Annotated in this window: 15 protein-coding genes and 1 riboswitch; of the genes, 10 read left to right on the forward strand and 5 right to left on the reverse strand. The window is 71.3% G+C overall.

What is annotated here, in order from left to right:
• Window positions 1-2: 2 nt before the first annotated feature.
• On the reverse strand, window positions 3-302 hold the full coding sequence (locus ABFX54_RS31530; RefSeq protein WP_346110210.1) for a hypothetical protein: 300 nt from the start codon (window positions 300-302) through the stop codon (window positions 3-5).
• 87 nt (window positions 303-389) lie between these two features.
• Complete coding sequence (locus ABFX54_RS31535) at window positions 390-1,643, reverse strand: NosD domain-containing protein (protein WP_346110211.1); 1,254 nt, start codon at window positions 1,641-1,643, stop codon at window positions 390-392.
• Between the two features lie 416 nt (window positions 1,644-2,059).
• Here ABFX54_RS31535 and ABFX54_RS31540 point away from each other — a divergent pair, with 416 nt between their 5' ends.
• Both ABFX54_RS31540 and ABFX54_RS31545 read left to right on the forward strand, forming a co-directional pair.
• The gene (locus ABFX54_RS31540; protein WP_346110212.1) at window positions 2,060-3,553 is read left to right on the forward strand and encodes a glycoside hydrolase family 13 protein; all 1,494 of its coding nucleotides are present in this window, start codon (window positions 2,060-2,062) and stop codon (window positions 3,551-3,553) included.
• 124 nt (window positions 3,554-3,677) lie between these two features.
• Window positions 3,678-5,045 (forward strand): sensor histidine kinase, encoded by a 1,368-nt coding sequence (locus tag ABFX54_RS31545; protein ID WP_346110213.1) that lies wholly within the window; start codon window positions 3,678-3,680, stop codon window positions 5,043-5,045.
• A 27-nt stretch (window positions 5,046-5,072) separates the two neighbouring features.
• Here ABFX54_RS31545 and ABFX54_RS31550 read toward each other — a convergent pair whose 3' ends face one another.
• Window positions 5,073-6,416, reverse strand: a complete 1,344-nt coding sequence (locus ABFX54_RS31550) for a cation:dicarboxylate symporter family transporter (RefSeq protein WP_346110214.1) — start codon at window positions 6,414-6,416, stop codon at window positions 5,073-5,075.
• Between the two features lie 108 nt (window positions 6,417-6,524).
• On the opposite strand from ABFX54_RS31550, the gene ABFX54_RS31555 reads away from it, so the two are divergent.
• The 5 genes from ABFX54_RS31555 to ABFX54_RS31575 all read left to right on the forward strand — a co-directional run bounded on the left by ABFX54_RS31555 (window position 6,525) and on the right by ABFX54_RS31575 (window position 13,041).
• Complete coding sequence (locus ABFX54_RS31555) at window positions 6,525-8,006, forward strand: ATP-binding protein (RefSeq protein WP_346110215.1); 1,482 nt, start codon at window positions 6,525-6,527, stop codon at window positions 8,004-8,006.
• Window positions 8,003-8,680, forward strand: coding sequence for a response regulator (locus ABFX54_RS31560; protein WP_346110216.1), 678 nt, complete (start codon window positions 8,003-8,005; stop codon window positions 8,678-8,680). The genes ABFX54_RS31555 and ABFX54_RS31560 overlap by 4 nt, the downstream gene beginning before the upstream one ends.
• Before the next feature lie 71 nt (window positions 8,681-8,751).
• The gene (locus tag ABFX54_RS31565) at window positions 8,752-10,788 is read left to right on the forward strand and encodes an N-acetylneuraminate synthase family protein (protein ID WP_346110217.1); all 2,037 of its coding nucleotides are present in this window, start codon (window positions 8,752-8,754) and stop codon (window positions 10,786-10,788) included.
• 28 nt (window positions 10,789-10,816) lie between these two features.
• Window positions 10,817-11,800, forward strand: a complete 984-nt coding sequence (locus ABFX54_RS31570) for a glycosyltransferase family 2 protein (protein WP_346110218.1) — start codon at window positions 10,817-10,819, stop codon at window positions 11,798-11,800.
• Window positions 11,797-13,041 carry an alpha-2,8-polysialyltransferase family protein gene (locus ABFX54_RS31575; RefSeq protein ID WP_346110219.1) on the forward strand — a complete coding sequence of 415 codons (1,245 nt, stop codon included), beginning with the start codon at window positions 11,797-11,799 and terminating at the stop codon, window positions 13,039-13,041. The genes ABFX54_RS31570 and ABFX54_RS31575 overlap by 4 nt, the downstream gene beginning before the upstream one ends.
• Here ABFX54_RS31575 and ABFX54_RS31580 read toward each other — a convergent pair.
• Both ABFX54_RS31580 and ABFX54_RS31585 read right to left on the reverse strand, forming a co-directional pair.
• Window positions 13,025-14,263, reverse strand: coding sequence for a DUF6716 putative glycosyltransferase (locus ABFX54_RS31580; protein ID WP_346110256.1), 1,239 nt, complete (start codon window positions 14,261-14,263; stop codon window positions 13,025-13,027). The two genes, ABFX54_RS31575 and ABFX54_RS31580, sit on opposite strands and share 17 nt — an antisense overlap.
• Window positions 14,264-14,265: 2 nt before the next feature.
• Window positions 14,266-15,210, reverse strand: a complete 945-nt coding sequence (locus ABFX54_RS31585; protein WP_346110220.1) for a hypothetical protein — start codon at window positions 15,208-15,210, stop codon at window positions 14,266-14,268.
• Window positions 15,211-15,308: 98 nt separating this feature from the next.
• Here ABFX54_RS31585 and ABFX54_RS31590 point away from each other — a divergent pair, with 98 nt between their 5' ends.
• From ABFX54_RS31590 to ABFX54_RS31600, 3 genes are all read left to right on the forward strand, one after another.
• Window positions 15,309-16,130 carry an aldo/keto reductase gene (locus ABFX54_RS31590; RefSeq protein WP_346110221.1) on the forward strand — a complete coding sequence of 274 codons (822 nt, stop codon included), beginning with the start codon at window positions 15,309-15,311 and terminating at the stop codon, window positions 16,128-16,130.
• A gap of 106 nt (window positions 16,131-16,236) precedes the next feature.
• On the forward strand, window positions 16,237-17,190 hold the full coding sequence (locus ABFX54_RS31595) for a Gfo/Idh/MocA family protein (RefSeq protein ID WP_346110222.1): 954 nt from the start codon (window positions 16,237-16,239) through the stop codon (window positions 17,188-17,190).
• Window positions 17,191-17,307: 117 nt separating this feature from the next.
• A riboswitch (cyclic di-AMP (ydaO/yuaA leader) is annotated at window positions 17,308-17,444 on the forward strand.
• Window positions 17,445-17,456: 12 nt separating this feature from the next.
• The gene (locus ABFX54_RS31600; protein WP_346110223.1) at window positions 17,457-18,158 is read left to right on the forward strand and encodes a CHAP domain-containing protein; all 702 of its coding nucleotides are present in this window, start codon (window positions 17,457-17,459) and stop codon (window positions 18,156-18,158) included.
• The last annotated feature ends 98 nt before the right edge of the window (window positions 18,159-18,256 follow it).

Raw genomic sequence — 18,256 nt, forward strand, 5'->3', positions numbered from 1 at the left:
GGTCAGCCTGTCGCTTCCCAGACCGCTTCGAAGGTTTCCCCGGGGATCTCGGTCAGTTCCCAGATCTCCAGCGGCTGGTCGGTGAGGAAGCCGGACTCGTCCTGCAAATGCCGCCACCAGTAGCGGCGGGCGACCCGGTCGGCGCTCACCTCGACCTGGCGCACCGCCCACTGCTCGCCGTCGCCCTCGACGCTCTCGAACAGCCAGGCGCGCCCGTCCTCGTCGCCCATGTGCCAGTAGCGGCGGGGGTTGTCGGACTCGGCGAGCTGCCGCACGAGCGGCTGGCGAAGATCTGGAACCACGGGGCCCACTCTAGAACGACAGGACGACAGAACGAGAGGACGAGAGGACGAGAGGACGAGGGGCGGCAGGACGACCGGGTGCGGGCCTCAGCGCTGGTACGCCCCGGCGTCCGGCGAGGAGGGCAGGGCCTTGCCCTTGAGGTCCTTGCCGAACGCCTTGCCGCCGTACCACCTCGGGGTGAGCACCAGGCCGCGCCCGAGCGCCGGCGAGCCGGGCCGCAGGCGCAGGTCGGTGCGGGAGACGAACTTCGGGTCGGCCATGACCGACTTCGGCCCGAGCTTGAACCTGGCGCTGCGGCCCTTGTAGACGCCGCCGTCCTCGTCGGCGCCCGCGCCGTCCTCCCAGCCGGCCTCCCCGCCCACCGCGATCACGTTGTTGCGCAGCTTGAGTATCGACGGCGCGCACCCGTCGTGGCAGGACCAGCCGATGGTGTCCCTGGCGGGCAGGTAGACCGAGTTGTGCACGGCGACCGTGCCCTTGACCGGGCCGACGATGTGACGGGGGCCGCGGGTGATGAGGAAGGAGCCGCGGCTGCGGGAGGAGGTGACGACGTTGAAGGCGAAGACGTTGCCGGTGGCGGTCTTGCCCTTCTGGGCGCCGAGTTCGGTGAAGGTCTCGTTGTTCCTGGAGACGTTGTGGGTGATGCGGTTGCGGTCGCCGTTGAAGATCTCGACGGCGGCCCCGTCGGTGCCGTAGTCCTTGCTCTTGGCGAAGCTCCCGGAGATGGTGTTGCCGGTCACCACGTTGTCGTCGCCGTTGAGGAGCACGCCGAAGGCTCCGGAGTCGTTGTCGCCGCCCTCGTCGTTGACGCTCATCCGGTTGTTGTCGGTCAGGACGCTGTCGCGGATGGTGTTGTGCGAGCCGGACGCGGGGACGTAGACGCCGGTGATGTTGCGGTCGGCCTGGACGCCGATCAGCTCGTTGGAGTCGCCGCCGATCGCGAAGCCGGCCCAGCGGCAGCCGGAGGCGCGCAGGCCGCTGATCCGCCAGTGGTTGCCCTTGACGCTGACGCAGTCGGCCTCGGTGCCGGTGATCGTGGCCAGGGCGCCCTTGCCGTACGCCTTGACGGTGATGGGCTGCCCGGCGGTGCCGCTGGCCTCCAGCGTGAGCGGCCCGGTGAACTTGCCGCCGCGCTTGAACAGGACGGTGTCGCCGGGCTTGAACTCGGCCGCGTTGACCTTGTCCAGCGACTTCCAGGCGGTCGACGCGCTGGTGCCGGCCGCGCCGTCGTCGCCCGCGCGGGAGTCGACGTAGTAGGTGGTGCCCGCCTGTGCTGCGAGGGCCGCGGACGGAACGGCAGGCAGGAGCGAGGCCATCACGGCTACGGACAGCAACCTCATAACAGGCACACCACTATCTAGTTGGGGGACACGGAGGATCAGCAGAGGCCACCGTAGCGTGATGGGTGTGGGAGGCGCCACAGACGTTACGAAGGTGTTCACTTGGCATGATGCAGCCGTGAGAGACGGTGGGAGCCCCTGGGGGCGCGGAGGCGCAAGGGCGGTCCCGCCGGTACGCGGTGTGCATGATGCACACACTCTCCGTACACATGACGAGCACGCAGGCGAAGGCCGTGGAAGAACTTGCGAAAGAACGTCGTTACCGAGCGCTCCTCTGACCTGCTCAGCCTCCACGGCGGCCCTCATGGGGAGATCTGCAACTTTCCGCAACTTACACTTGACCGCTCGCGGGTGATCGCGACATCGTTGACCAGAAAATCCCCCGGTATCCGGGTCATCCCAGAAGAAGGACAAACATGCTCGGCAATGACGACTGGTGGCGTGATGCCGTCGTGTACCAGGTCTACCCCCGCAGCTTCGCCGACTCCGACGGCGACGGCATGGGTGACCTCGCCGGCGTGCGCGAGCGCCTGGGATACCTGTCGAAGCTGGGCGTGGACGCCATCTGGCTGAGCCCCTTCTACACCTCCCCCATGGCCGACGGCGGCTACGACGTGGCCGACTACCGGGACGTGGATCCCATGTTCGGCACCCTCGCCGACTTCGACGCGCTGGTCGCCGACGCCCACAGCCGGGGCATCAGGGTCATCGTGGACCTGGTGCCCAACCACTCCTCCGACCAGCACCCCTGGTTCAAGGAGGGGCTGCGCGAGCGGTACGTCTTCCGCGACCGCCCCAACGACTGGGAGTCGATCTTCGGCGGCCCGGCGTGGACGCAGGTCGAGGACGGCTCGTGGTACCTGCACCTGTTCGCTCCCGAGCAGCCTGACCTCAACTGGGACAACCCGGACGTGCGGGCCGAGTTCCGCGACATCCTGCGCTTCTGGCTCGACCGGGGCGTGGACGGCTTCCGCGTCGACGTGGCGCACGGCATGATCAAGGCCGAGGGCCTGCCCGACGTGGGGCAGAAGGACGGGCCGCAGGCCGAGATGCTGGGCGACGAGCAGGTGCCCTACTTCGACCAGGACGGCGTGCACGACATCTACCGCGAGTGGCGGCCGATCCTCGACTCCTACCCCGGCGGTCGGATGGCCGTGGCGGAGGCGTGGGTGTCCTCCCCTGAGCGGCTGGCCCGCTACGTGGGGCCCGACGAGCTGCACCAGGCGTTCAACTTCGAGTTCATGATGGCGGACTTCCACGCCAAGTCGTTCCGTACCGTCATCGAGAAGTCGCTGAAGGAGGCCGACCTGGTCGGCGCGCCCACCACGTGGGTGCTGTCCAACCACGACAAGCCGCGGCACGTCACCCGCCACGGCGGGCTCGCCCGCGCCCGGGCGGCGACGCTGCTCATGCTGGCCCTGCCCGGCTCGGCCTACCTCTACAACGGCGAGGAGCTGGGGCTGCCGGAAGTGCTCGACCTGCCGGACGAGCTGCGCCAGGACCCGGCGTTCCTGCGGCGCGGCGAGAGCCGCGACGGCTGCCGGGTGCCGATCCCGTGGACCGCCTCGGGCGACCTGGGCTGGCGCGACCCGTGGCTGCCGATCCCGGCCGGATGGGCGGCGCTGTCGGCCGAGACGCAGGAGGACGACCCCGACTCGACGCTGAACCTTTACCGGGCCGCGCTGAAGCTGCGCAAGACGCATCCCGCGCTCGGCGGCGGCACGCTGACGTGGCTCGACTCCCCCAAGGACGTGCTGGTCATCGAGCGCGATCCGGGGCTGGTCGTGGCGCTCAACACGGGCGAGACGCCGGTGCGGCTCGCCGTGTCCGGCGAGGTGCTGCTGTCCAGCGGCCCGCCGGCCGCCGACGGATCGCTCCCGCCGGACACGACGATCTGGCTCCAGCGCTGACGGTGCTGCTCGGCGCCAGGAACCGGCCCGGCTCAAGCTTCGACGCTGACGATTGGCGCAATCTTTCCCTTTTCACGGTATATACCCGACATAGCGGAGCAATCACGCTCGGTAGCCTCGGGGGATGGCACCCTGGTGGGCCAGGTCCCTGCGTGCACGCGTCACCCTCATCGCGACGGCCGTAGCCGCCCTCGTGCTCATTCCCGTGGGCATCGTCGGCGTCGTCGCGGCCCGCTCCCTGGTCACCGCCAGCGTGTTCGGCCAGACCAGGGACGCCGCCGAGCGGATCGCGTTCGAGATGCGCGGCGGCGCCCTGCCCACGGGCGCCGCCATCCCCGTGCCCAACCCGTCCGTCGATCTGATCCAGATCGTCGGGCCGGACGGGAACCTGATGGCCACCAGCGACGCGGCCAGGAACCTGCCGCCGCTCAGCGACGTGCGCCCCACCACCGAGAACCGGATCGTCAACACCACCACCTGCCTGCCCACGGAGTGCGTGCACCTGACGGCGGTGCGGGTGAGCCTCTTCTCCGACTCCCCCGTCGTCTACGCCGGCCGCAGCACGCCCGAGGTGCTGTCGAGCCGGATACTCGAGATCGTCGTGCTCGGGGAGGTCGCCCTGCTCATCGCGCTGACGGGATGGGCGACGTGGCTGGTCACCGGCAAGGCGCTGCGGCCGGTGGCGACCATGCGGACCGAGCTGGACGCCGTGCACGCGGGAGACCTCAGCCACCGCGTGACCGAGCCGCCGGACGACGACGAGGTCGCGCAACTGGCCCGCTCCATCAACGGCACGCTGGCCCGCCTGGAACACTCGGCCGAGCAGCAGCGCCAGTTCGCCTCCGACGCCTCCCACGAGCTGCGCACCCCCATCGCCGGGCTGCGCGCCCAGTTGGAGAGCGCCCAGCTCTATCCGGACGACACCGACATCGAGGCGCTGGTGGACAGCTCGCTGCGCGACACCGACCGGCTGGAGGCCATCATCAGCGACCTGCTGCTGCTGGCCAGGATCGGCTCCCGGGTGGACCTGGTCAAGGAGCGCGTCGACCTTGCCGACCTGGTGCGCCAGGAGCTGGCCGTGCGCAGCGACAAGCTGCCCGTCCAGACGGACCTGGCCGAGGCGGTCACGGTCGAGGGCGTACGCCTCCAGCTCGCCAGGGTCCTGACGAATCTGCTGGACAACGCCCAGCGGCACGCCGAGCACACGGTACGGGTGGAGGTCCGCCGCGAGCCGGGCCCGGGGGCGGGGACCGCCGTGCTGGCGGTCGAGAACGACGGCGTGGAGATCCCCGTGGCCGACCGCGAGCGCATCTTCGAGCGTTTCACCCGCCTGGACGCCGCCCGCGACCGCGACTCGGGCGGCACCGGGCTGGGCCTGGCCATCGCCAGGGACGTGGCGCTGGCCCACCGCGGCCAGATCTGCGTGGAGGACTTCGCGGGGGGCGCGAGATTCGTGCTGCGGCTGCCGGCCGTGAACCGGCAGCCGCGCTGAATGTCCCGTCCCGGTGTCCCGGTACGGCTAGGCGGGCGACATCTCCTTCTCGGGTTCCCCGCGCGGGCCTTCGGCGGCGGGCGTGTCGTCGGGGTCGTCCAGCAGCGTCGCCTCGTCGAACGGCGCCTGCCCGGCCAGCACCCGTCCGGCGCGCTCCCGGTCGAACTCCCCGGTCCAGGTGCCGACGAGCACGGTGGCCACGGCGTTGCCGGCGAAGTTCGTCAGTGCCCTGGCCTCGGACATGAACCGGTCGATGCCCACGATGAGGCCCACGCCGTCCACCAGCTCGGGCCGGTGCGCCTGGAGGCCGCCGGCCAGAGTGGCCAGGCCCGCGCCGGTCACGCCCGCCGCGCCCTTGGAGGCGATCATCATGAACAGCAGCAGCGCCACCTGCTCCCCGAACTCCAGCGGCGAGCCGGTCGCCGAGGCGATGAACAGCGTGGCCATGGTCAGGTAGATCGCGGTGCCGTCGAGGTTGAAGGAGTAGCCGGTCGGCACCGTGATGCCGGCCACGGTCTTGCTCACGCCCAGGTGCTCCATCTTGGCGATGAGGCGGGGCAGGGCGGTCTCCGACGACGAGGTGGACAGGATCAGCAGGAACTCGCGGCCCAGGTAGCTGAGCAGCGACCACAGGTTGATCCGCGCGACGGCCCAGAGGAGCGCGCCCAGCACCACGCCGACGAACAGCACGCAGGTCACGTAGAAGGCGATCATGATGATGGCCAGGCTCTTGAGCGCCTCGATGCCGGTGGCACCCACGACGGCCGCCATGGCGCCGAACGCGCCCACCGGCGCGGCCCACATGATCATGGCGAGGACGCGGAACACGAGCCGCTGGAAGTGCTCGACCCCGCGCAGGATCGGCGCGCCCTTGGGCCCCATGGCCTGCAGCGCGAACCCGGTCAGCAGCGCGACCAGCAGCGCCTGCAGCACCGAGCCGTCGGTCAGCGCCGACACCACCGTCTTGGGGATGATGCCGAGCAGGAAGTCGACCGTGCTCGCGTCCGCGCCCTTGGCCGCCTCGGCCTCGGCCGCCTGCCTGGCGGTGTCGGTGAGCTGCAGGCCGGAGCCCGGGTCGATGACGTTGCCCACGGCCAGGCCGATGACCAGCGCTACCGTGGACATGACGATGAAGTAACCGAGGGCGAGGCCGCCGACCTTGCCCACCTGGGCGGCCTGGCGCACCGAGCCGATGCCGAGCACGATGGTGCAGAAGATGATGGGGCCGATCACCATCTGGATCAGCGCCACGAATCCGGTGCCGAGGGGTTTGAGTTCCTTGCCCACGTCCGGCCAGATGAAGCCGACCAGGATCCCGAGCAGGACCGCCACGATGACGGCCAGATAGAGATAACGAGTGCGATCGCGCATAGGGGGCTGCTCCGGCGTTTTGGAGGGACCTTCTTGATGTGCGAATATGCGCCTCACGAGTGATGCAGGTCACCATTGCGTAAGTTTCGTTCACGGGAGAGTGCTCAGATGCGGCGCTGGAGCCTGGCGGGGCAGATGCTGGTCCTGCAGCTGCTCGTGGTCGCCGTCACGGTGGCGGGCGGCGCGGTGCTCGCGCTGGTGCAGGCCAGGCAGGTGCTGACGGAGGACGCGGGCCGCACGGCGAGTGCCGTGGCGCTCAGCGTCGCGGTCTCGCCCGACGTGCTGGACGCCCTGGACGAGCCCGACCCGAGCGTGCGGCTGCAGCCCTACGCCGAGCGGGTGCGCCTGGCGACGGGGGTCGACTTCATCACCATCATGCGGCCGGACGGCACCCGCTACACCCACCCCAACCCGGCCGAGATCGGCAAGCGCTTCCTCGGGCACACCGGCAGGGCGCTGGCGGGCGAGACGTTCACCGAGACCTACACCGGCACGCTCGGCGCGTCCAGAAGGGCGGTGACGCCGGTCATGTCGGGCGGCCGGGTGCGGGCCCTGGTCAGCGCGGGCATCACGATCGACAAGATCAGCGCGAGGCTGCGCGACCAGTTCGCGTGGGGAGCGCTCGTCATCGTGCTCGCGCTGTCGCTGGGCGCGGCCGGCACCTGGCTGGTCACCGCGCGGCTGCGCCGCCAGACGCATGGGCTCGGCCCGGTCGAGCTGGGCCGCATCCACGAGCACCACGACGCCGTCCTGCACGCGGTCAGGGAGGGCCTGCTGCTGGTCGGCAAGGACGGCACTCTGACGCTGTGCAACGACGCGGCCAGGCAGCTGCTGGGCCTGCCCGCCGACGCCGAGGGCCGCCATGTGGGCGAGCTGGGGCTGGGCGAGCTGCTCACCGGCGCGGAGGAGCGGGTCCACCTGGTCGGTGACCGGGTGCTGGCCGTCAACGGCGCCGCCAGCAGGCTGGGCACGGTCGTCACCGTACGCGACCACACGGAGCTGCAGGCGCTGACCGGCCAGCTCGACGCCGAGCGCGGCTTCGCCGACTCGCTGCGCTCGGCCGCGCACGAGGCGGCCAACCGGCTGCACACGGTGATCACGCTGGTCGAGCTGGGCCGCACGGAGCAGGCGGTGGCGCTGGGCACGGCGGAGCTGCGGGCGGCGCAGGAGCTGACCGACCGGGTGGTGGGCTCGGTACGCGAGCCGGTGCTGGCCGCGCTGCTGCTGGGCAAGAGCGCCGAGGCCGCCGAGCGCGGCGCCGAGCTGGTGATCAGCCAGGACAGCGAGCTGGACGACCCGGGTCTCGACCCGCGCGAGCTGGTGACGATCGTGGGCAACCTGATCGACAACGCGCTCGACGCGGCCGGACGGGTCGAGGTGCGGCTGCGCGGCGGGGAGGATGAGGTCGTGATCAGGGTGGCCGACGACGGGCCAGGGCCGGCCGACCAGGCCGCGTTCGAGAAGGGCTGGACCACCAAGGGCGACGGGCACGGGCTCGGCCTGGCGCTGGTCGGGCAGGCGGTGCGGCGGCTGGGCGGCTCCATCGAGGTGGCCGGCTCGGAGTTCACGGTGAGGCTGCCGGTCTCATGACGATCTCCGTGCTGGTGGTCGAGGACGAGGAGATCACCGCCGAGGCCAACCGCATCTACGTGGAGCGGGTACCCGGGTTCGAGGTGGCCGGCGTGGTCAGGTCCGGCGGGGAGGCGCTGCGCTTCCTGCGCGGGCGGCCGGTGGACCTCGTGCTGCTCGACCTCTACCTGCCCGACCTGCACGGGCTGGAGGTGTGCCGGGCGATTCGGGCCGGCGGCCTCATGTGCGACGTCATCGCCGTCACCTCGGCGCGCGATCTGGCCATGGTGCGCTCGGCGGTGTCGCTGGGGATCTCCCAGTACCTGCTCAAGCCGTTCACGTACGCGACACTCGCCGAGAAGCTGACCCGTTACGCCCGGTTCAAGCAGGAGGCGGGCGGCGGCGCGACCGCGGTCGGGCAGGGCGACGTGGACCGCGTCCTCGGCACCCTGCGCGGCTCGTCCGAGCTGCCCAAGGGCATGGCCCGCGACACCCTCGACAGCGTGGTCGCCCGGCTGCGCGAGCACCCCGGCGGGGCCGGCGCGCAGGCTGTGGCCGACGCGGTCGGCGTGTCCAGGGTGACGGCGCGGCGCTATCTGGAATACCTGGTGGAGCTGGGGGTGGCGGTCCGCATCCCGCAGTACGGCGGCGTGGGCCGGCCAGAGTTGCTCTACCGGATCCCCATGGAAAGTTAATGAGGGTGACGCTGGGCGTTCAATCCGGCCTTCTAGCTTCTGGGTGCAATCCGATGCACTGAGGAGACACCTTGCGAGTCCTGGCCGTAGTTCCCGCCCGCGGAGGTTCGGCGGGCGTACCCCTGAAGAACCTCGCCCTGGTCGGGGGCGTTCCGCTGGTCACCCGGGCGGTGCGAGCGTGCCGGCGCGCCGAGCTGATCGACGAGGTCGTGGTCAGCACCGATCACGACGGGATCGCCGAGACCGCCCGCGAGGCGGGCGCGCTGGTCGTGGAGCGCCCCGCCGAGCTGAGCGGCGCCACCGCCTCCAGCGAGTCCGCGCTGCTGCACGCGCTCGACACCCTCGGCGAGGACCCCGAGGTCGTCGTGCTCGTGCAGTGCACCAGCGCGTTCATCGACCCGGCCGACCTGTCGGCGGCGGTGCGCAAGGTGCTCGGCGGCGAGGCCGACTCGGTCGTGTCCGGGCTGCCCACGCACGAGTTCCTCTGGACGGCGGGCGGCGCGGGCGTCAACCACGACCCGGCCGTCAGGCCGCGCAGGCAGGACCGCGAGCCGGAGTTCCGCGAGAACGGCGCCTTCTACGTGATGCGCACCGCCGGCCTGCGCGAGCACGGGCACCGCTTCTTCGGCTCGGTCGCCGTGCAGCCCGTGCCGGCGCAGCACGCCATCGAGATCGACAACCCGGAGGACCTGGAGCTCGTCCGCGCGCTGGCCCCCTTCGTGGACGCGCCGGAGCCGATCGACGTGGACGCCGTCATCACCGACTTCGACGGCGTGCACACCGACGACCGCGCCTACATCGACTCTGAGGGCCGCGAGATGGTGCTGGTCAGCCGCTCCGACGGGATGGGCGTGTCGCTGCTGCGCCGTTCCGGGGTGAAGGTGCTGGTCATGTCCACCGAGCAGAACCCGGTGGTGGCCGCCCGCGCCCGCAAGCTCGGCGTCCCCGTGCTGCAGGGGCTGGCCGACAAGCGCACCGTGCTGCGTGACTGGCTGTCCATCGAGGGGCTCGACCCGGCCCGCGTGGCCTACGTCGGCAACGACGTCAACGACCTGGGCCCGATGAGCGAGGTCGGCTGGCCGGTGGCCACGCCCGACGCCCACCCGCGGGTGCGGGCCGCGGCCAGGGTGGTGCTGACCAGGCCCGGCGGCGACGGCGCGGTGCGCGAGCTGTGCGACCGCGTGGTGGCCGCCCGCCCCGAGCCGCCGGCCGCCGCGGCGCGGACCCGGCCGCAGTTCGGGCCGGTGGCGATCGGCGACGTCCGGGTCGGCGACGGCGAGCCCGTCTACGTCATCGGTGAGATCGGCATCAACCACAACGGCGACGTCGAGCTGGCCAGGCGGCTGATCGACGTGGCGGCCGAGGCCGGCTGCCAGGCGGTCAAGTTCCAGAAGCGCACTCCCGCGATCTGCGTGCCCGAGGAGCAGAAGGGGCAGATCAGGCAGACGCCGTGGGGCGAGATGACGTACCTGGAGTACAAGGAGCGCACCGAGTTCGGGCGCGCGGAGTACAGCCAGATCGCCGAGCACTGCCGCGAGCGCGGGCTGCACTGGTTCGCCTCGCCGTGGGACGTGCCGTCGGTCGCGTTCCTGGAGGACATGGGCGTCCTGGTGCACAAGGTGGCCTCGGCGAGCGTTTCCGACCACGAACTGCTGCGCGCGCTGGCCGCCACCGGCAAGCCGCTCATCCTGTCGACCGGCATGTCCACGCTCTCGGAGATCGACGCGGCCGTGGAGATCCTGGGCACCGAGCGGCTGATCATGATGCACGCGACGTCCACGTACCCGCTGCCTCCCGAGGAGGCGAACCTGCGCACGATCACCACGCTGAAGGAGCGCTACGGCGTGCCCGTCGGCTACTCCGGGCACGAGCGCGGGCTGCAGATCTCCCTGGCGGCCGTCACGCTCGGCGCCGTCTGCGTGGAGCGGCACATCACCCTCGACCGCACCATGTGGGGCTCCGACCACGCCGCCTCGCTGGAGCCGTCGGGGCTTGAGCACCTCGTCCGCGACATCCGCATCATCGAGCAGGCCATGGGCGACGGCGTCAAGCGCGTCTTCCCCGGCGAGGAGGCCCCCAAGGCCCGCCTGCGCCGGGTGACCGTCTGATCCCGTCACCCCTCAGGAGAAATCCCCCTTGATCACCCTCTCGGTCGTCGTGCCCGTGCGGGACGGCGAGCGTTTCATCGCCGACGCGCTCACCTCGCTGTCCCGCAACGCGCGCCCCGGCTTCGAGTTCATCGTCGTGAACGACGGGTCCGCCGACGCCACGGGCGACATCATCGACGACTTCGCCGGTGACCTGCCCGGGCTGACCGTGCTGCGCAACCCCGCCCCGGTGGGGCTGGCCGACGCGCGGAACACGGGCCTGGCGGCCGCGACCGGCCGGTACGTCACGTTCATGGACGGCGACGACTGGCTCGCCCCCGGCTACCTGGAACGGCTCGTCGAGGCGATCGACGGGCTCGGCTGCGACTTCGTCCGCACCGACCACGTGCAGGTCGAGGGCCGTAAACGGGTCGTGCACCGTGCCCCGCAGGCGCGGCGGGGCGCGGTGCTCGACCCTCGCGCCGCCATCCTGCCCGCCGGGGTGCGGACCATGGTCGACTACCCGTACGCGTGGGCGGGTGTCTACCGGCGCTCCCTGGGCGACCTGCTGCACTTCCCCGGCTCGCTGCACACCGCGGAGGACCGGCCGTGGATCTGGCGGCTGCACCGGGAGGCCGCCACGTTCGCGGTGGTGTCGCTGGCCGGGGTGTTCTACCGGCGCATGGTGTCCGGGTCGCTGACGCAGGTGGGCGACGAGCGCCAGCTGCACTTCTTCGACGCGTTCGAGCTGGTCTTCAAGGACCTGGAGCCGGAGTTCCTGCCCAAGGCGGCGCGCAACTTCTGCGCCCTGCTCGCCCATCACCTGGAGCTCGCCGGCCGTTTCACGCCCGCCCTGCGCGCCCGCTTCGAGGAGCGCGGCGCGCAGATGGTGCGGGCGCTGCCGCCTGAGCTGGTGGCGGAGTCGGTGGCGAGGATGTCCGTCGAGCGCGAGGCCGCGCTGCGCGCCCTGGTGCCCGATCTGCCCCCCAGCCCGCACGTCCGGGTCCGCCGTGACCGGGAGGAGACGTCGTGAAGGTCTTCTACGCTTCGACGCTGTTCGGGGTGATGTCGCTGGCGGCCGCCATCGACGACGGCCGGTTCGGCACGGGCCGGCGGGTCCTGATCGTGTCGAACAACGCGGCCGTCCCCGAGGTGGCCACGCCGGCCGACCAGGCGCCCGGCTTCGCCGCGCTGCGCTCGCGCTTCGACGAGGTGCGTTCCTGGAACGAGCTCATCGCGCCGCTGCACCCCTCGGACTGGCGGGCGCGGGTGATCGAGGTGCCGATGACGGAGCGGCTGATCCGCTCCCACTGGGGGCTCGACGGCGTCGAGGAGCTGGTGCTGGAGTCGATCGCGGTGCCGCCCGCGCGGACGATCGCGGGGCTGGTGCGCGACTGCCCGATCTCGGTCTACTCCGACGGGCTGATGAGCTACGGCCCGACCCGCGACCCGCTGCCCGCCGAGATCTTCCGGCGCATCGACCGGCTGATCCACCTGGACCTGGTGCCGGGGCTCGAACCGCTGCTGCTCAGCGAGTACGGCGTCGCCCCCGAGGTCCTGCCCGGCGAGCGCTTCCTGGCAGTCGTACGCGAAGTGTCGGAAATTTCGGAAATATCCGGCATGTCCGGCTCGGCGATGATCCTCGGACAGTACCTGTCGGCGCTGGACCTCCTCACGCCCGAGGAGGAGGCCGGCCTGCACGAGACCATGCTCAAGGCCCTGGTCGCGCGCGGCCACACCGACGTCGTGTTCAAGCCGCACCCGGCCGCCGGCCGCCGCCACGCCCAGTTGCTGCGGGCCGCCGCTAAACCGCTGGACGTGCGGCTGACGGTGGTCCCGGAGAGCGTGCCGGCCGAGGTGTGCTTCTCGGCGCTGCGGCCCGAGCTGGTCGTGGGCTGCTTCTCGACCGGGATGGTGACGGCCTGGCGCTACTTCGGGCTGCCGGTGGCCTCGTACGGAACCGAAACGGTGCTGCGGCGGCTGACCCCGTACGAGAACAGCAACCGGATCCCGGCCACCATCGTGGACGCCCTGCTGCCCAGGCTGTCGGCCGAGGGCCACATCGAGCGGCCGCCCGAGCCGGACCTGCCGGCACTGTTGCGCGCGGTGGGCTACTGCATGCAGGCCGACGCCTACCCCGAGCTGCGGCCCGACGACATCGCGTTCGATCCGCGCTACTTCAAGCGCAGGCGGCTGGAGGTGCTGGGCCTCGCCGACGCGGCCAGGCCCAGCGCGTTCACCAGGATCCGCAGGAAGCTCAGGTCAGCGATCTGAGGTAGCGGCGCATCCGGCGCTTGGCCCGGTAGCCGGCCCGCAACATCTTCGGGGGCACCTCCACCCGGAGCCGGGCCCGGCGCCGGGCCGCCGCGTGCCCGGGGCCGTCGAGCAGCGACCTGGCGGGCGTCCGCGGCCCGGCGACCAGCCCGGCCAGCAGCCCCGTCCAGGAGTCGCGCTCGGCCGGATGGAAGTAGTTGGCCGCGCACCAGGCGGGCGAGGCCGTGCGGAAGTCGCCCTTGGCCAGCTCCTCCATCGTGCCCAGCAGGTCGCTGCCCTCGAACACCAGGTTGATCATCTCGGCGCTCACGCCGAAGTCGCGCAGCACCAGCGACGGCACCCCCATGGCGATGGCCTCCAGCGCCGCCGTCGAGCTCACCGTGACGAACCCGGCCGCCCGTTCCAGCTGCTCCTGCATGGACCCGGCGGCGAACGTCAGCCGGCCCGGCTCGCCCATCTCCCGCCACAGCCGCTGGTAGTGGTGGCGCTCGTTGTGCGTCTGCCGCTCGCCCTCCAGCGCGCGCAGCTTGACCACCACGTCGAGGTCGGGCCGGTGTTCGGCCAGCTCGGCCAGCGACAGCAGGATCCGCTCGCGCCGCTCCCGCTCGCGCGGCACCTTGGCCTGGGTGGCGAAGACCACCCGGTTCCCGCTGCCCATGCCCGCCTCGGGGCGCAGGAACGGCAGCCGGGCCAGCCCCACCACCCCTCCCCCGCCGAGCCGGCCGGCGATCGCGGCGAACTCGGTCACCTCCCGCTCGCTGTGCACCACGAACAGGTCGCAGCCGCTGCGGAACAGCCACGCCTTCTCGGTGGCGGGCACCGAGATGCCGGGCAGGCCGCTGACGAACACCGGCCGCGGGCGCAGCCCGGCGAGCACCTCGGCCACCAGCACGTCCACCACCGGGCCCGTACAGGCGACGAGGATCACGTCGGGCTTGGTGCGCTCGGCCAGCCGCCGCACGGAGCGCGCCGACAACACCGGCGGCCGCCCGCCGTCCTGCCCCTCGTCCGGCCCCTCGTCCGGCCCCTCGTCCGGCCCGCCTCCCTGCCTGCCGCTCCGCCCTTCGCCCCGCGTACCGCGCACGGCCGCGGCGATCTGCTCGGGCGACGGCGCGATCGGCGTGCGCACCACGACCAGCTCCGTCACGCAGCCCTCGGGCAGGTCACCGAGCAGGCAGGCCGCCCATTTCAGATACGAGTCGGAGTCGGCGACCGCCAGCACTCTCAACCGGACACTCCTGTCAAATGCGAGCGCAGGGCGGGTGCCGCCCTGCTGGTCCACCAGTCATCGGGTACGTCCACGGGCTCGACGGCGACGCCGCGCGGGCTGAGCAGCACCCGCAGCGAGGTGATCGCGGTCGAGGGCAGGCTGAGCACGCGCTGGCCGGGGTCCAGGCCGCGCAGCGTCAGCTCGGCCGGCGCGCCGGCGTCGTGGACGGTGATGCCGGGGCGCTCCCGGATCAGCGCGACGTCCACGGGGTCCTCGCGGCGGTGCGGGTAGTAGGCCAGGGGCTCGCGGGTGGCCAGGTCGGTCAGCCAGCGCAGGTAGTGGTCGCGGTGCACGAGGCCGTTGCGGACCAGCGAGGTGCCGAGCACGACCGTGCGCTCGGCCGGTCCTTCGGCGCTCGGCGGCTGGGCGCGCAGCCAGGCGAAGTCGTGGCGTACGAGATCGACGCCGGCGCGGCGGACGGCCGCTTCGAGCCGGTCGTCCACGGGCAGGGCGGTGAACACCGCCACCTCGCTCAGCCGCAGCCGCACCGCGGCGGCCAGCCCGAGCAGGGCGCGCGCTTTCGTGGAACGGGCGCGGGCGCGCAGCAGCGGCCGGTGCGGGCCCGCCGCCAGCAGCTCCAGCAGCCGCAGTGTGGCCAGGCCGTCGTCCACGATGACGATGCGGCCAGGGCCGGAGGTGAGCCAGCGCAGTTGCACCCGTCCGGAGAAGGCGTCCCCGACCGCCTGCACGCGTCTCGGCATGCGCTCGCGCGGCTCGGCCAGTTCGAGGCCGTCGGGCAGCCCCATCGCGCGCAGCTCACGCCGCGTGGCCTTCAGCGGCCGCAGGCCCGCGCGGGGCACGACGGCCGTCGCGGGGCCGAGCAGCCCGGCGTGGTGGGCCTCGACGGCGCACAGCATCTGGAGCGGGGACTCCACCCAGGCCGACGCCTGTTCGACCACTCCTTGCCCTCCCAGCGGGGTGATGGGCCGTTCACGACCGCTTCAAGGTAACCCCACCGGCTTAAGCCCGCAGGAACGCGGTATGAACAATGGAGAGTATGAACTCGCTCTTGCTCAACACGGACGGCGTGCAGATCCCGCAGCTCGGGTACGGCGTCTTCCAGGTGCCGGCCGACGAGGCCGAGCAGGCGGTCGCCATCGCGCTCCAGACCGGCTACCGCCACATCGACACGGCCGCCGCCTACGGCAACGAGGAAGGAGTGGGCCGGGCCGTCCGCGCGAGCGGGCTGCCGCGCGAGAAGGTGTTCGTCACCACCAAGCTGTGGAACGGCGACCACGACCGCGCCGAGGCCGCCTTCGACGAGAGCCTGACCCGGCTGGGGCTCGACCACATCGACCTCTACCTCATCCACTGGCCGGTGCCGCGGCAGGACAAGTACGTCCAGGCGTGGAAGGCTCTGGAGCGGATCTACCGCGACGGGCGCGTCAGGGCCATCGGCGTGTCGAACTTCACCGTCGCCACGCTCACCCGGCTCATGGACGAGACCGACATCACGCCGGCCATCAACCAGATCGAGCTGCACCCGTACCTGCAGCAGCGGGAGCTGCGCGCCTTCCACGAGGCCAACGGCATCCTCACCGAGGCGTGGAGCCCGCTCGGGCAGGGCAAAGGGCTGCTCACCGACCCGGCGCTGACGGTGCTGTCGGACAAGTGCGGCAGGACGCCCGCGCAGATCGTGCTGCGCTGGCACCTGCAGCTCGGGAACGTGGTCATCCCGAAGTCGGTCACTCCGGCGCGGATCAAGGAGAACATCGACGTCTTCGACTTCATTCTCGACCCGGAGACGATGGCGGCCATCGGGGCGATGAACAGGGGGCAGCGCATCGGGCCGGATCCTGACACGTTCAACGTGACATGACTGGCGGTTCACCGCTTTGTGACGGGAGAGGCTTGGGGGGCTTTCAGAGCTGGCCCGATTTATCCCCACATAACCATATTTTTACCTTTCCTGTACGATCTGCGGCGTGCGAGAATTCACCTGGGGAATAGCGGCGACCGGCGGCATCGCGCGTACGGTGGGGGCGGCCATAGCCGCCGAACCGGGCATGCGGGTGGGCGCCGTCGGCTCACGAGACCTGGCCAGAGCGCAGGCTCTGGCCTCGACGCTGGAGGCGGAGTCGGCCTACGGCTCCTACGAGCGGCTGTGCGCCGATCCGGCGATCGACGCCGTCTACGTGGCCACCCCGCACGCCCAGCACCTCCAGGTGGCCGAGGCCGCCATCGCCGCCGGCAAGGCCGTGCTCTGTGAGAAGCCGCTGGCGGCCACCGTGGACGACGCCGAGAAGATGGTGCGGCTGGCGCGCGAGGCGGGCGTGTTCCTGATGGAAGCGATGTGGATGCGGTTCAACCCCCTCATCCAGCAGATCGCGGCCGATCCGCGCTTCGGCGAGCTCCGCTCGGTGCAGGCCACCTTCGGCTTCGCCGCCCCGTACGATCCCGCGCATCGCCTGTGGGCGCAGGAGCTGGGCGGCGGCGCCCTGCTCGACCTGGGGATCTACCCGTTCAGCCTGGCTCAGCTGCTCCTCGGCACGCCCTCGGGCCTCAGCTTCACCGGCTCCCTGGCCCCGACCGGAGTGGACGCGGAGGCGGCCGGCACGTTGCTCTACCCCGGCGGACGGCACGCTCTCGTGGCGGCCTCGTTGCTGGGGAATTACCCGAACATGGCCAGTGTTGTGGGTACTCAGATGCGGGCGGACATCCCGGCGCCGTTCTGGGCGCCGAAGCGGATCCTCCTCACCGGGCCCTCCATGGAGCCGGAAGAGCACGTTCTCGATCCGGCGGACAACGGATACGCCGGGGAGCTTCGCGAAGTCCGCGCCGCCACGGCCGAAGGCAGGACCGAATCGTCGATCATGCCGCTTGATGAATCCCTTGCCATGATGGGACTTCTGGCCGACGCGCGCAGACAACTCACCTGACTGCGCTTTTATGGATTTGTAATCCTCTTGCCTCATGTATTACCTTATGAGGCATCTTGAGGCATACGCCCGGTTTGTCCGGCTATGTCTGACCATCGCACGAAAGATCACAGGATCGTCCTGTGACCGCTGAATCCGTCTTCGTACGGAACCGGGGACCCATGTCCTTGGGGTGAATCGGCACTCCGGTGCCGTAGGGCAGCTTCCACGCCCGAACCCGTCAGCTAACCCGGTAAGCGGCATGGAAGCAAGGAGCAACCCCCTCGATGGCCAAGTACCGTCTTACCGCTGCGCCCAAAACCGGCATCACCCGCGCCCTCCTGGGCGGAGCCATCCTGGCCTCCGCCCTCGGCGCCCCTCTCGCGGCCAACGCCGACACCGCGACCGGAGTAGCCGCGGCCACCGCCGCCAGGCACCCGGACTCCGCCACCGCCGCCCACAAGGCCGGTGACAGGAGCGAAGAGACCAAGGTCAACGTCACGGCCGACCAGGTCCTGTCCCTGGCCAAGGCCCAGATCGGCACCTCCGAGAACGCCGCCGGCGGCGGCACCAAGTACCAGCAGTGGTACGCCAACTCGAAGCGCGCCGCCGAGACCATCGCCCGCGACGGCGGCAACCGCAACGCGTACCTGAACGCCGCCTGGTGCGCGATGTTCGTCTCCTGGGTCGGCGAGCAGACCGGTGCCCGCCCGCAGGTCGGCTGGGACGCCTACACCGTCGCCCACGCCAAGTGGTTCCGGGCCAACCACCGCTTCGGCGACGTCGCCAAGCCCGGCGCCGTGGTCTTCTTCTCCTGGAAGGGCAGCAAGTCCCTCAGCGACATCCAGCACGTCGGCTTCGTCGTGAAGGACAACCAGAACGGCACCATCTCCACGATCGAAGGCAACACCGGCAACGGCCGGGTCGAGGAGCGCGTCCGTCCGAAGTCGCAGGTCGTCGGCTACGGCTACCCGGAATACGCCGCCTGACAAACCCGCCCACCCGAGCGCGCGCCCCACGAGGGGCGCGCGCTCGCGCCTTTCCGGAGGTACGACGCCCGCGCGGGGGCTTCGGGGGCAACTGCAAG

It is taken from the genome of Nonomuraea maheshkhaliensis (assembly GCF_039529435.1).
GTDB lineage: Bacteria > Actinomycetota > Actinomycetes > Streptosporangiales > Streptosporangiaceae > Nonomuraea > Nonomuraea maheshkhaliensis.

Bases quoted from the DNA above. Each gene is read 5' to 3' on its own strand.
- ABFX54_RS31535 (WP_346110211.1), bottom strand. From the start codon at position 1,643: ATGAGGTTGCTGTCCGTAGCCGTGATGGCCTCGCTCCTGCCTGCCGTT.
- ABFX54_RS31540 (WP_346110212.1), top strand. From the start codon at position 2,060: ATGCTCGGCAATGACGACTGGTGGCGTGATGCCGTCGTGTACCAGGTC.
- ABFX54_RS31545 (WP_346110213.1), top strand. From the start codon at position 3,678: ATGGCACCCTGGTGGGCCAGGTCCCTGCGTGCACGCGTCACCCTCATC.
- ABFX54_RS31550 (WP_346110214.1), bottom strand. From the start codon at position 6,416: ATGCGCGATCGCACTCGTTATCTCTATCTGGCCGTCATCGTGGCGGTC.
- ABFX54_RS31555 (WP_346110215.1), top strand. From the start codon at position 6,525: ATGCGGCGCTGGAGCCTGGCGGGGCAGATGCTGGTCCTGCAGCTGCTC.
- ABFX54_RS31560 (WP_346110216.1), top strand. From the start codon at position 8,003: ATGACGATCTCCGTGCTGGTGGTCGAGGACGAGGAGATCACCGCCGAG.
- ABFX54_RS31590 (WP_346110221.1), top strand. From the start codon at position 15,309: ATGAACTCGCTCTTGCTCAACACGGACGGCGTGCAGATCCCGCAGCTC.
- ABFX54_RS31600 (WP_346110223.1), top strand. From the start codon at position 17,457: ATGGCCAAGTACCGTCTTACCGCTGCGCCCAAAACCGGCATCACCCGC.